At 37.3% G+C, this 14876-nt stretch carries 8 protein-coding genes; 5 read left to right on the top strand and 3 right to left on the bottom strand.

The window, feature by feature from the left end:
* The first annotated feature begins 781 nt into the window (after positions 1 to 781).
* From H6G26_RS12095 to H6G26_RS12075, 5 genes are all read left to right on the top strand, one after another.
* Positions 782 to 2224 (top strand): sugar transferase, encoded by a 1443-nt coding sequence (locus H6G26_RS12095; RefSeq protein ID WP_190729490.1) that lies wholly within the window; start codon positions 782 to 784, stop codon positions 2222 to 2224.
* A gap of 67 nt (positions 2225 to 2291) precedes the next feature.
* A complete protein-coding gene (locus H6G26_RS12090; RefSeq protein WP_190729489.1) occupies positions 2292 to 3734 on the top strand; it encodes an oligosaccharide flippase family protein in 1443 nt (480 codons plus the stop codon).
* Positions 3735 to 3797: 63 nt separating this feature from the next.
* On the top strand, positions 3798 to 4796 hold the full coding sequence (locus tag H6G26_RS12085) for a glycosyltransferase family 2 protein (protein ID WP_242053683.1): 999 nt from the start codon (positions 3798 to 3800) through the stop codon (positions 4794 to 4796).
* 336 nt (positions 4797 to 5132) lie between these two features.
* Positions 5133 to 6359, top strand: a complete 1227-nt coding sequence (locus H6G26_RS12080; protein WP_190729488.1) for an O-antigen ligase — start codon at positions 5133 to 5135, stop codon at positions 6357 to 6359.
* A gap of 736 nt (positions 6360 to 7095) precedes the next feature.
* The gene (locus tag H6G26_RS12075) at positions 7096 to 9309 is read left to right on the top strand and encodes a polysaccharide biosynthesis tyrosine autokinase (RefSeq protein ID WP_190729487.1); all 2214 of its coding nucleotides are present in this window, start codon (positions 7096 to 7098) and stop codon (positions 9307 to 9309) included.
* 329 nt (positions 9310 to 9638) lie between these two features.
* Here H6G26_RS12075 and H6G26_RS12070 read toward each other — a convergent pair whose 3' ends face one another.
* The 3 genes from H6G26_RS12070 to H6G26_RS12060 form a co-directional block, all read right to left on the bottom strand.
* Positions 9639 to 11012: a right-handed parallel beta-helix repeat-containing protein gene (locus H6G26_RS12070; RefSeq protein WP_242053682.1), complete on the bottom strand. Its 1374-nt coding sequence runs from the start codon at positions 11010 to 11012 to the stop codon at positions 9639 to 9641.
* Between the two features lie 850 nt (positions 11013 to 11862).
* Positions 11863 to 13338 carry an SLBB domain-containing protein gene (locus tag H6G26_RS12065; RefSeq protein ID WP_190729486.1) on the bottom strand — a complete coding sequence of 492 codons (1476 nt, stop codon included), beginning with the start codon at positions 13336 to 13338 and terminating at the stop codon, positions 11863 to 11865.
* 500 nt (positions 13339 to 13838) lie between these two features.
* A complete protein-coding gene (locus H6G26_RS12060) occupies positions 13839 to 14822 on the bottom strand; it encodes an ABC transporter ATP-binding protein (protein ID WP_190729485.1) in 984 nt (327 codons plus the stop codon).
* Between the last annotated feature and the right edge of the window lie 54 nt (positions 14823 to 14876).

The following is a 14876-nucleotide window of genomic DNA, read 5'->3' as shown; positions in this document are numbered from 1 at the left end:
TGAAGGAAAAAATAATTATTACTGAATCTTCATTGTTTTTACTCAGATGTAAAAATAGTGTAAAGCCAAAAATTGACTCTCTCTCAGGAGGTAAAAGTGTTTATAATGCAGACATTACAAGACTCACAGATATCAAATATTGTTAATATTACTTGTGACCAATTCTCTAGAGATGCCCATAAAACTACTCAAGCTCAAGCAAAATATTGATTTATGTAAACTTTTGTAACAATAATCAAACTTTTGATGCTTTTTGTTATATCTTATGTGTGTAAGTTTTGTTAATCAGTAATTATGCGTAAAGAAACAGAGAAGTTCTAAGCAAAACTGAATTAGTCTAGCTAAATATGCTACAGTAATTTCCGAAAGGATCTCATTGTCTACATATTAGGTGGAACTCTGCAATGAAACTGTAGTAACTCAGTTGAACTCTTACGCACCTTAAAAATTTTAATTTTTTACCTGACCTACTTGGTTATTCACGTCAGGATTTTATTCAACTATTAAGTTAACTCACCAACAAATCCTTTTTTTCAACAAAGCTTAAAATTTACAGGTTAAATAGATTCTAGCCTGCAATAAAAGCTAGGCCTTTGGGCAGTAATGGTACTCAAACCGACCTTGGAAAATGCTTTTGAGTAAACATTTAAAGTTAGTGCGAAGAAAATGGTTCGTAGGAGACTATAAATTCCAGGCTTATTTGAGAGAAAGATGTAAAATACGCCACTTGCTCTAATAGTAAGTTTCTATCAAGTTTTAACTACACCAAGTGTTCCTAACTATGAGTAATCAAAGCATTACAACAAATAAATTCAGTGAAGTGCCTTCAGATTTACGTGCATCTACATCTGTCAGCGTACGCAAGGGTTCGTGGTGGTTAAGATTAACAACCCTGTTTTTAGTAGACTATACTCTTTTATCCTTAAGTTGGATTTTAGCTGGAGATCAATCTTCTTATGGGCATTTTACTTCGTATATGCCTAGTCATTATTTACCAATTTTAATAACTATTGGAATTCAAATAGGATCATTAGCTGTCGAGGGTCTTTATCGAGAGGGACAAAAACGCTATGACTATCTCAATATTGTAAAATCGCTAACTTTTGCTCATGGATTAATACTCCTAGTTTGTTCTTTATATAAGCCAGTTATTGATATTACACGCCCAAGATTAATATTAATATCTTGGCTGCTAAGTATACTATTTATTTCTACTGGCAGATATGCTATAAATATTACTCTTGAATATTTGCGTAAGCAAAAAAAAATAGTTCGTTCTTCTGTCTTCATCATTTGTGATCCTCAAGACCATGATCAGATAGCTAGCTTTATAAAAAAAGAAAAACATTATATTGTATCTGGAACAGGTAATGCCAGTTCATTAGATAGATATAAACGTCAACAAACATTAGATAAACTTAATGAATTAGGTGTCACAGAAGTTTTTATATCTTGGGATGCTCTAAAGAACAGAATGTTTTTATGCTGGTTATTTCAAGCATCTGGCATCCAAGTACATATTTTACCGATGGAATTAAAACCAATTTATAAAAACGTTGAATTTAACAAAATAGGGGGAATGCCTTGTCTGAGTTTGGATTGTCCGATAATTACAGGTAAAGATTTTTGGATAAAGCGCAGTTGTGATTTTTGCTTCGCGACTTTATTTGTAATGTTATCATTTCCTATTTATATAGCTATAGCTATAGCTATCAAACTGGACTCTCCCGGCACAGTATTTTACAGGCAAACCCGTATAGGTTTGCATGGGCAACAGTTTAAAGTATGGAAATTCAGAACTATGAGGTCTGATGCGGAAAAATTCCAAAAAGAATTAGAAGCTTTAAATGAAACTAAAGATGGGATTATCTTTAAAATTAAAGACGATCCTCGCATTACCCGTGTTGGAAAATTCCTTCGACGTTACAGCTTAGACGAATTACCTCAACTTTTTAACGTTATTCTTGGACAAATGAGTATAGTAGGGCCTCGTCCTTTACCTACTAGAGATGTCGATAAGTTTTCTGAACATCATTTTATTAGGCATGAAGTCTTACCTGGTATTACAGGTCTTTGGCAAGTTTCAGGTCGCTCAGATATTTTAGACTTTGAACAAGTGATAAATCTTGATCTTAACTACATCGAAAATTGGTCACTTAGGTTAGATTTTGAAATTCTCCTCAAGACAGTTATGGTAGTTTTGAAAAAAGAAGGTGCCTACTAAATTCAGAAGGACAGCAGTAACTGGCGATTCATAGTGAGCGAATTGAGGTGAATTAATAATTGTAAGAATGGTAGAAAAGTATAAATTCATAAGTAATTCTCTCTCAATGATAGTCAATCGGTTAGTGCAAAGTATTGCAACTTTTGTATTAACCGCTGCTATTGCTCGTAATTTAGGAGCTGAAGCTATAGGTCAGTATCTACTAGCCTATAGCTACTACTTTATATTTGTGGGCATTGCTTCACAGGGACTAAAGATATTGTTTACAAGAGAACTAGCACGTGAACCACAAAAAACATCAGTTTATTTGATGAGTGGTACCTGGCTACAGTTAATATTTAGTTTGGTCAGTTATGGAGGATTGGTAATTGTAGTATTTTTACTTCCCTATAGTTCCAAAACCTCGACTCTTTGCTACATAATGGGCCTAACGATCATTCCCTTCGCCCTTTCTAACGTAACAGAGGCAATTTTCCAAGCAAAGGAAAAGATGCATTTGATTGCCATTGCTACAGTCCCAGTGTATGTACTACGCCTAATAATAATGATCTGGGCGATGCAACTGAAGTACGGAATTGAATATCTGGGAGTAATACTATTTTGTTCAGAAACATTGATTCTAGTAATCGAATGGATTTTGATCAGGCAGTTCGTCAAAATAGAATGGCAGATTGATAAAGATTTTGTATGGAATACAATTAAAGCTGCACGGACATTTTTTGCTATTGAAGCAATAGCTGTAGTCAGTAACAGAATTGAAATATTGATTCTTTCATTGTTAGGAAATGAGTTTTTAGTAGGTCTGTTTGGTGCAATAATACAATTGCTACAACCATTCTCTATTATTGCTAATAGCATAACTATAGCAATGTTTCCGAGACTATCAAAATTAGTAGATCAAGGACGGGAAAAGCAGCAGCAGATGACTGAAAGCTTTATTGAAGTTCTACTAACTATGGGATTACCCTTATTCCTTGGATTATTATTTTTTGGCAAAGATTTGCTGACTTTTATTTATGGTTCTAGCTTTGCTCAAGGAAGTTTAGCTCTTAGTATCAGCGCTATATCACTAATTTTATTGCCCTTTACACGCACACTGTGCTCTCTACTTGTAGCCAATCATTTTGAGATAGTGAACCTACGTGAAGTGGTTATTACAACTATATTAGGAAGCTTGGGGGGTGTAGCATTAGTTTCACAACATGAGTTAGTAGGTGCGGCTATAATGGCATTGCTAATGACTATTCTTGCCTTTAGTCAGTATGTTTACTTCACTTATACTCTATTATTTCCATTAAATTTATGGCGAGTTATTCGCCGTCCTATTATAATCAGCACTTTGATGGTGCTTGTATTCTTAATTTTAAAAAAAATAACTTTAGACTTTTTATTTACTCTAATTATTGCGACTTCATTCTATATTTTATTTGTGATTTTTCTGACTATTCATACTTTAGGCGGAATTCATATTGTAAAGGAAAAAATAGTAAAAATAAAAATGAAGTTTTAATGGTCGAGTTTGCTTATAAAACAGTAAATATAAACTTTGCATAATTATCAGATAACCAAAGCCATGAATATTGAATCTCTCCAAGCAGAAAAAGCAACAAACCAAAAATTAGCAATGGTAAATGAAAGTAACGAAATAATAGTCACCGTTGTCATTCCTACACGCAATAGACCACAAATTGTTACGAGGGGTGTCAGAACTGCGTTAACTCAAACGCTGCAATCAATTGAAGTGATTGTTATAATAGACGGTCCCGATCAGGAAACAGTCAATGTACTATCTCAGATAGCCGATCCAAGATTGAGAGTGATAGAACTATCAAAAAATGTTGGGCCATCAGGGGCAAGAAATACTGGTGTAAGGGAAGCAAAAGGTATTTGGATAGCCTTTTTAGATGATGATGATGAATGGCTTCCACAGAAATTGGAGCGTCAGCTTGAAGTAGCAAATAATTCCCATTATAATTTTCCAGTTGTCGCCAGTCGTTTCATTTCCCAGACTCAAAAAGGTGAGTCTATTCTTCCCAAAAGGCTACCTAACCTCTCTGAACCTCTAAGCGAATATCTTTTTGCACGTAACTCCTTATTTAAAGAAGAGGGGTTCATACAAACCTCAACTATTTTCGTGAAAAAAGAGTTAGTACAAAAAATGCCTTTGGAAGAAAAATTTTACAGACATGAGGATTGGGAGTGGTTGCTGCGAGTTAGTGCTATGGAGGGTGTAGGAGTAGAGTTTGTACCTGAGCCTATGGCAATCTGGCATTCAGAAGTGGGAATTAAGCGCTTAAGTAACGTCAATGACTGGCAATATTCCTTGGATTGGATTCGTTCCACCCGCAATTTAGTAACACCAAAGGCTTATTCGGGTTTTATTGCAACAATGACCGCTCCTTCTGCGTCCTCAGTAGGTGATTGGAAAGCCTTCTTTCCTTTGTTGTGGGAAGCCATACGCTGGGGAAAGCCCCGCCCGATTGATATATGCTTGTACTTAATTATGTGGCTGTTCCCTCAGCAGTTCAGACAGCAAGTTAGCTCTATTTTGGCCAAGAAGTTTAAAAGATAAAATGTTCTTCTCAAAAAAAAGACACAAAGAAGCAAATAATGACAAAAACTTTGAAGCGTGAATTTAAAGACCAATAAAGAAGGGAGTTTTGATCATAACCATAGCACAAGATATAAAACGTTTGTGGTTAAACAATATGCTTAATATACTTTTAAACCTAGGTTACTTCTGTCTTTAGGTTTAATAAAAAATGTCAATCCCAAAAATACCGCCATCTCATCAAAATCAAAACTGAGTGAATAGAGATAGTAAAGCATTTTTCTAAATCATGGAAACTAGTAATCACAACTTTGTGATTTGCTTAATATATAAAATAATATTTACACATGATAAAAAATGAGAAAATTTCTAATTTTTGCTGAACAATTAGTTACAATCGCTTTTTTAATGATCTATTCAGGAACTCCATTAGATCCTTTGATGACCAATGGTTTTACCATCAAAGAGAGTGATAGATTCATAGCTCGATTGCTTTTCACTTTGACTTATATAGTTAGTATTTCCTTAATTACTCTACGTTGGAAGAAGGTTACTTACGTCTTTAGTAGAGATAAATTTATTTGGGTATTGCTCGGAGTTTGTGCATTTTCGAGTTTTTGGTCTTTAGATTCAGATATTACTATACGTCGTGCTATAGGTCTGACAGGAACAATGCTCTTTGCGCTTTATTTAGCTTCACGCTACACCTTAAAAGAACAACTGAAGTTATGTGCATATATGCTTGCGATCTCAGGATTTATGTGTATCTTATTTGCTGTACTAATTCCACAGTACGGGGTTGGAAGCGCTGGGGACCCAACAGCTTGGCGAGGAATATATCCACAAAAGAATGTTCTTGGCAAGAGATTTGTACTTAGTGGAGCAATATTTTTCTTCCTTGCCATGACTAATCGAGAGAATCGCTGGGTTTCATGGCTTGGTTATGGTGCTTCTGGAATAATTGTATTATTATCAAAATCAACAACATCTCTAGGTAATTTTATATTCATTACAGCTGCTTTTATTGTATATAATCGAATTTTAAATTTAAAGTATAAAGTAATGATACCTGTTGTAACCTTGGTGTCAACAGTTAGCATAATTTTTTATACTTGGTTTGTCTCACAAGCTGATACAATTCTGGGATCAGTAGGTAAGGACACAACACTTACTGGACGTTCAGAATTATGGCCTGCTGTGCTTGAGATGATTGCAAAAAAACCGTGGCTAGGATATGGCTATGGAGCATTCTGGGATAATAGTGAGTCTTCTATTGTTATACAAATGGTACAATGGGACGCTCCTAATGCTCACAATGGTTTTTTGGATCTCTGGCTAGCATTGGGTTTAGTAGGAGTTTTGGTTTTTCTAATTGGGTTCGTTATTAATTTATTAAGAGCTATATATTTAATCCGATGGAATCAAACATCTGAACATTTATGGCTTTTAGTTTATTTTACTTATATGATTCTTTCAAATCTAACTGAAACTACATTGTTAGAGCAAAATAGTCTTGAATGGATACTTTATGTATCAGCAATATTATCAAGCAAGCTTTCTACACGCGCAAATTTGCCAAAATAAAATCAAGAGGTTTACTCAATATCAGGAGAATATTAGGTAGCTTGTTGAATCGGCAAAAAGTAATCAAACTGGAACTAGTAATTATTTAATTGATACATTAATCAAAAATAGAGCAAGTATTGAAAATTTACAGTTAATGTGTCTAACTAAATAGTTTTAAGATTATCATACTATTAAGTTATAGCTAGACCACGACAGGATGGTATTTACGGTTAAGAGAAGCTTTGTTTTGAAGTCTTTAATTGAAAATGAGGCTTTGAACCTTTCTCTAGGATTTAAGTAAGGTGAGAATAAGTGTTTTTCCTCTTTAGTTTCGTAATGCACCAGTTTAGTTCGTAATGCACCAGACTTCCCGGTTTTGCCGAATGCTCCTAAAATCCAAATTACCGTAGAGTGAAGAACTACTTGATAGGGTAAATGAGTGTCATGGGTGAACTACAGAGAATTGATTACTTTCTGAATCTAGAAGCCAAGGGGCGACGAAGAATGGAGAAGATCCTTAGGTGTTAATATCAAGTTCCGAAACTGTTAGAGGCTTATGATAAAATTTTGCAAAGCTGGTAACTACTTTAAATTTAAGATGGAAATTAAATTTGTAACTTAGATAGTCTATACTATTGTCATATTGTCAAATCGCATCAGTCTTGTCAATCGCAGTGGTTTGTGCATTCTCTAAGTCAATTTTTAGTTTCCTGCTTAAAACCTGTACTTTTAAAGATTTATGTCAGAAAAATCTATGGAATCTAGAGAATCTATCGATTTAGACCTTAGTCGTTACTTATTGATATTAAAGCGATGGTGGCTACCTGCAACTGCAATATTTGCAGCTACAGTTATGGTCAGTGCCATAGCTACACAATTTATGAAGTCATCCTATGAAGCCGAAGGAAAATTATTATTTAGAGTTCCTTCTTTTAAAGTAGTAGGCTCCAATCTTTTACCAACTAACGCCGAAGGAGGAGGTACAGGAGATTTAAAATCCCTGATAGCAACTCAAAACCCTATAAACACTCAAATAGAAGTTATTTCCTCACCTAGTATATTGCAGAAAACAATAGAGAAACTAGGGCTTCAAGATGAAGAAGGTAAAGCTTTAGAAGTAGAGAAATTACGAAGTTCTTTAGTACTGAAAATTGTTGGCGGCACAGATGTATTGCGAATTAGCTATACCAGCCGTGACCCCGAACTATCAGCGGCAGTGGTCAACACAATTATGAGTCTTTATTTAGAAAATGATATTTTGACAAATCGCTCTGAGGCAGCAGCAACTCGTCAATTTATTGCCAAGCAGCTTCCTAAAACTCAAGAGGCTGTTAATAATGCAGAAGTAGCGCTACGTATATTTAAACAGAAAAATCAGATAGCAGACCTATCAGAGGAGACAAGATCAGCCGTTGCAACTATTGGAAATCTAGACAATGAGATGAATACTGTTAAGGCTCAACTTGATGAGGTAAACGCCCAAACCAATCAACTGCGTCAGAAAGTAGAGCTAAATTCTCAAGAAGCGATCGCTGTGAGTGCCCTCAGTCAGTCACCAGCAGTACAAGGAGTTCTTACACAACTTCAAGAAACCGATCGACAGCTAGCAATTGAGCGTAGCCGTTTCTTAGATGATAATCCTGTAATTATTAACTTAGAAGCAAAGAAAGCTAGCTTAAAGTCCCTCCTGCAACAGCAAGTTGGTCAGACTGTTGGTAATCAAACACAAATTCCGCAAAGCTTATTGCAGATTGGAGAACTCAGACAAAACCTGATCCAAAATTTTCTACAATCAGAAGTACAGCGGTTTGGTTTAGCTAAAAGACTCTCCTCTCTATATAACTCCCGTTCTACCTACGAGCAGCGAGTCAAAATCATACCCCAGTTAGCACAAAATCAGCGGGAGTTAGAACGGAAAGTTGAAGTTGCAGAATCCACATATCAAACTCTTTTGAAAAAGGTTCAAGAATTACAGTTAGTTGAGAATACAAATACAGCTAGTTCACGAATTATTGCTTTGGCTTCAGTGCCAAATAAGCCAGTAGCAGGCAAAAAATTTATCATTTTATTGCTAGGAGTGATGTTCGGTTTATTTTTGGCTGCTACAAGTGTTCTCCTCCTAAGCATGAGGGATAGATCTTTGAAAACACTTAAGGAAGTCAGAGATGTATTTAGATATACGTTGCTGGGAATTGTTCCTTTGTCTGTTAAAAAGGTTCGCTCCCGTTATTCAAATGTAGAATCGATAAATCCAAAGGTTGCTGTCAGAGATACGCCTTACTCTTTAACTAGCGAAATGTACCGAATGATTCAAGCGAATCTGAAATTCCTAAGTTCAGATAAAGTGCTCAAAACTATCGTGGTAACTAGCGCAGTTCCTAAAGAAGGCAAGTCTACAGTTTCAGCTAATTTGGCAGCAGCGATCGCTCAACTAGGGCGTAAAGTTTTATTAATTGATGCAGATATGCGAGTTCCTTCTCAGCATCATCTTTGGCAGCTAACCAATGCAGTTGGTTTGAGTGAGGTTCTTGTAGGTCAGGCTGAATTTGACGTTACTGTATCTAAGGTAATGGATAATCTTGATGTCTTAACTGCTGGGGTTAGACCTCCGAACCCGCTTGCTTTGCTTGACTCAAAACGGATGGCATCATTAATTGAAAATTTTGCATCTCAAGATAACTATGATTTTGTAATTATTGATGCTCCTCCCCTGCTTTTGGCAGCTGATGCTTTGACTTTAAGCCAAATGACTGATGGGATTTTGTTAGTAGCTCGACCTGGAGTAATCGATTCTAACAGTGCTAACGCTGCTCAAGAGATGTTAGAAAGATCCAATTACAACGTACTAGGCTTGGTCGTGAATGGACTCATTGATAAAAATGAATCCAGTAGTTATTTATATCACGATCATGAATACTTTAAACCAACAAAATTGACAAAAGAGTTTCAGAGGCTTGCAAAAAAATAAAACCTTCAAAGGTTAGGGGCTAATCCAATACATACTAATGAACCAATATTCTGATTCATGTGAGACTTTGAGATGGGGAATGTAGGTTAAAAATTACAGTTCGCCCATCTTAATTTTTATTAGCGTTAGGAAAAATCAGGAATCTAGTTTTGATTAGGGATTGAATTGACAAAATGCATTGCCGTCTAAGCAACAGCTAAGTTTAGGACGAAAATACCTATGCATTAGCGTAGCCTAATGTAGCTATTAACTATCTTCGCAAACGCTGAAATCTTGATTATTTACTGAATCCCCCGAATTTAATTCGGGGGATTCAGTAAATAACTCTACTACCGAATTTCGTGTGCCCCTCGATCGGGTCGTGAACCCTTCACGCGAGAGTCGCCTGTAAAATCGGTTTTCACACTATTGAATTTCATACCACTATTAATTGCCGGACTTGTCGATTTCAGTCTAAAATCAGCATCTGAGGCATTCATAAACTGGGGATTTGCAGTCATATCATTAGAACCGGAACCATCTATCGAGGCACCATTGGCGTTGAGGTTGTAGTCAAAATTAACATTGTTACCACCGTATCTTACGTTTATCGGTTTCCCACGCTCAGAATAAAGGATGTTATTTAGAACGTTGATATCATTTGAAGCATTAACCGAGATTTGTCCGTATGAAATTCCTGGACTCTGGCTATTCATATAACTAGTGTTGTGGACAATATCGATATTCTCACTTTGAAATGTGTGAATACCGCCACCACCATTTTTATATGTGACGTTGTTGGCAATCAAAGTGCGTCCTCGATACGCACTCAGTTTTGATCCCTTTTGCTTATTCATTCCACGATCAACAATAATGCCATTACCGTCTTGGATCTTGCCAGTAGTAATCCAGGGAATGAACATTCGATTGTTGTAGACCCTGTTTCTGGTCACAAACATCTTGTAGTTTTGCTTGTTGTCAGAATTCCAATTGTTGAGCAGTGAAATACCACTACAGCCGTAAACTGAGTACCAGGCATTATTGAACACCTCGTTATTATCTATTGTTAGATAATCTGATTCAATACCTACAATGCCTGCACCTCCACAATTATGTACTTTATTGTTGAGAACACGTATATGGTGGGAGCGACGATTTTGTCCTCCTTCTATGGTGATGCAATTTCCACTGGTTTTCGGGTTTGATCTGTTATACTTCTGACTCAACGCATAACTACGGGTAATATTGCCATTGTTCCCTACTACCTCCAGCCCGTTCACTTCAATATATGATGCTCCATTGTGAATCCAAATTCCATGCCATCCATTGTGCTTAAGTTTCGGCTTATGCCCAGGATATGCTTTATATTTAATCCATGCATTTGACTTTCCAGAGCGTCTAATATCAACTACCGTTCCAGTTGGGTGTGCATTCTTGTATACCCCGTCCATGATGAGTACCGTGTCCCCAGGGTTAGTTAGGTCTGCCGCCCTTTGAATTGTCCTAAAAGCGGATGAGGTAGTGAGTCCGCTTTTTTTATCGCTTCCGGTACCACTAACATAGTACGTTGTCCCAGTTGAAACAGCACTGATCAGCTTGCGGCTAGGTAATGGGATTTGCTGTTCAGTGGATGACTGACGTACATCTTGAACTAAAGACTCTGTTATTTTCTCTACTTGAACCACACCTGTTATTGCCCAGGGAAGTACAAGAGATGCGCTCAAACTGAGAAAACTTAAACCATGAATCATCATAGGGAAAATAGGGTATGTTGCAAAAACTGATTCGTCAACGGTCTGTAACTCTAGCCTTAGTCAGTAACTCAGTATTGGATATAGCGTGTACTTGCCATTTGTAAGTTTATACACCGTTTCTCAGATTCCAACCTGAGAATTTCCACGGAAATAAGGCTGAAAAGCCTTTTTAGCTTGTCTTCCAAAAAATAGTAACTTCTAGTAAAAGTACTGGAGGAAAATAGTTAGTATCCAGAGTTACCCCCTTAATGGACACCAAGCAACCGTACAAATGGCGTCATTTCCAATTCGACATTATTCTACTGTGTATACGTGGTATCTGTGGTTAAGATAGTATATCTGTTATCAGTTAGTTGATATACTTAAATAATTCTTATAATAATCAATAAATAAACAAAAGTAAGGTATATTCTACGTCTTACTGCCTTTGTATTCTAAAATATTCTCATTATCATAAAAAAGCAGAGTAACTAAAACAAGGTTAAAAAAAGCCTATCAATAACAGATTAGGAGTTTTCAGTTAAATTTTTAAGTTTGTAGATTTGTCAATGAGTAATACTACTTGAAAATATCCTAAAACGGGCATAGAAAATACGATTTTCAAAGAAGCATAATTGTTTTTTATAGCAATCGGAATTAAATCCCAAGAAAACACGGATATGAAAAACACGTATTTATCAGCGTTTCGGCTTTTTCTGTCTCACAAATGATTAAGTAAGGCTATATAAACTCTTGACTATTGAGCCTTGACTCATACATAGTGCAATTTTGGGGACGAAGAGGGTTGAGCAACGTCCCCTATTTACATCCGCAATTCAAACTAAATTCCGAACAACCTCAAAATATTAAAAATAACACCTAGAGGCCCAGTTATGGTGTTTGTAGTATCGCCAGTTTTAGCTAAACCAGATCGATTGACTACCACAACATCATTATTACGGAGTATAGGATTCGTTTGCTCATTAATCCCAGCAGAGAAATCCACTTTTACTATACGTTTAGTCACAGAACCATTAGGGTTGAGGCGAATCAAATCAACAGCACTACTACTAGCTCTGGCATCATTAAATCCTCCAGCAGCGAGTATAGCTTGATTTAAAGAGCTATTTGGCTGAACGTCTGTTAAACCTGGTTTTTTAACTTCGCCTACCACGCCAACTTGAATGCGTGCAGGAGACAAAGTAGTAGTAGCTAATTGAGTAGCTTCTGCGGGAATGATTTCAGTTGCCGTTGGAATAACAATTGTATCTCCATCTTGCACGATGATGTCTTGATTGGCGTCACCACTCTGCAATAGTTGCCAAAGATTGATATCTATAGCTTGTTCTGAGCCAGTTCTTGTAGCTCGGCGTAGCTTAAGATTACGAACATCAGCCTGTGCTGTAATTCCCCCAGCGAGTTGAATAACTCGTGTCACATTTGGTAGACCATTGGGAGTGGTAGTACCACTGTTAGTGGTAGCGGTTGCGCCACCTTGTGCATCTGTGCTGGCTGGGGTGACAAGATACGAACCTGGACGGTTAACTTCACCAATAATTGTTACCGTGCGGGGTGTGGTTTGGCTAGCGGCAAAGTTAGATGCAAATATATTGCGGGATTTTGCCACGTCGAAGTTGGTTGCAGTTGGCACAACTATGGTATCTCCATCCCGCAAGGTAATATCCTGTGATAACCTGCCTGTTTGGATGAGTTCCTCCAAATTAACGGTAACGGCTTGCTCTGAAGAACGTCCTACTTTACGCCGTAATTGAACTTGAGTCACATCCGCAGCCAGGGTTACACCTTGTGCTGTTGTCAGTGCGGCTAATACAGTGGGGTATTGTACGCCTGGATTGTCTCCCGCGCCTCCGCTCAAGTTTAGGGTGTAAGCCCCTGGACGTGTCACCTCTCCGGCAACGAAAACATTGATGGGACGGGGCGATAACAAATTGACTGAGATTAAGGGACGTTTGAGGAAGCGAGAGTATCTTCTGGCAATTTCGTCAGCAGCCTGTTCAGTTGTTAAACCGAGGACTGACACACTGCCAATTAAAGGTAAGTTGATGGCTCCACCTGGGGGAATTTGGTACTCACCTGTATATTCAGGGACTTCAAATACATTTACACGGATGCGATCGCCGCCTCCTAATGAATAATTAGTATCTATTTGTGTTGGCGTGATTGGTGGCTGTGTAGTTGCTGGTAATGGTTGTCCCTGGGCTAGACTGACAGATGGCACAACGGCATTGACAGCAGTTAACAAAGCCACACCCACAACAGGCTGAGTTAGGAATTTAAACAAAGTTGTGTTAAGCATATTTACCTGAGACTCTGAAACTACGATTAATAAAGTATTGTCTAAATATTTTTATTTTGACTATACCTAAGTATTCAAGTTCCCCGACACTCTTATTTTCCTCGAAAACTGTCATTTTCCGGAGTAAATTTGTCTATTGAATTTGAATTTTTAGTGAATTTAATTTAAAGTTAAGCCAACTTGAATACAGGAATTATCAAAAAACATTAGAACTTACGCAAATAAACACAGTTTATACAAGAAATTCTTTGTTAAACAATAAAGTACTTACGAATAAAATGTTGTTGTCAAAGTCAATTTGATGACATTTAAACTATGAGTTTAAATCTGCGATGGCGAGAAAAATTATGAACAATTCCATTAAATAAATACCAATAACCTGCAAAAGAAATTGGAATTTTATTTTTTGTGGGTTTGCTTGACAAAGATAAACTCGAAAAACCAGAAGTTTTGAGTTTTATCCCTCAAGTCAACCCCAATTGACTATTTAGCAACGCCGATTAATTAAGCGAGTTATTTTTTCTTTGGATTTGTTGAATAAAAAACTCTTCTAGTGAATAACGCGACAAGTTCATGGCAATAATTTTACCCTCCATAAGACGAAGACTGGACAGAAAATCATAATAATCGTCTTGTAGTGTACCTTGCCAGGAACCATCAGGTTCAAATTTTAGAGTGGGTATCCATTTTTTGAGAATTTCCCAGTCACCACCTTGACCTTTTACATAATATGTGTTGTTTTTACCTAAGAGTTCATTGAGGGAACCAGAGCAAATTAATTCACCTTGAGCGAGGATGGCAATGCGATCGCAAATCTGTTCTACTTCACTAAGAACGTGGCTGTTGAAAAAAATCGTCTTACCAGCAGCTTTTAGCGCCAGAATAATTTCCCGCATTTGGTAGCGTCCCACCGGATCAAGACCAGACATCGGTTCATCCAAAAAAACCAAATCTGGCTCGTTAATTAGCGCCTGTGCCATACCAACACGCTGTAGCATTCCTTTAGAATAACGGCGCAGCAACTTTTTGCGGGCATCAGCTTGGGATAAACCCACTAATTCCAGCAGTTGGGGAATGCGTTGGCGTTGGACACTTTTGGGAATTTGGAATAGCCCAGCAGCTAGCTGCAAAAATTCCCAGCCAGTGAGATAGTCATACAAATAGGGATTTTCCGGCAGATAGCCGATATGTTGCTTAACAGTGCGATCGCCTATTGGCTTACCCAATAATAATCCCCGTCCAGAGCTAGGACGAATAATTCCCAGCAACAATTTTAAAAGGGTTGTTTTCCCAGCACCGTTTGGCCCTAGCAACCCAAAGGTTTCGCCTTTGTAAACTGTTAAAGAACAGTTTTTAAGAGATACAACTTTTTGATTTAGCCAAAAACCAGTGCGATAGACTTTTCGTAACTCAGAAGTCAGAACTACTGGCGCAGTGTCTGCCGTATTGAGTTGAGAATCAGGGTCATCTGCAACAGACTTCATCTCGGTTCAATTACTAATTACCAGCTTGGTATTAATTACAGGTTACCCGGTAGC

It is taken from the genome of Nostoc sp. FACHB-888 (assembly GCF_014696655.1).
Taxonomy (GTDB): Bacteria; Cyanobacteriota; Cyanobacteriia; order Cyanobacteriales; family Nostocaceae; genus Nostoc.
Note: the sequence above shows the minus strand (reverse complement) of the source record. Positions and strands in the feature narration are given on the sequence as shown.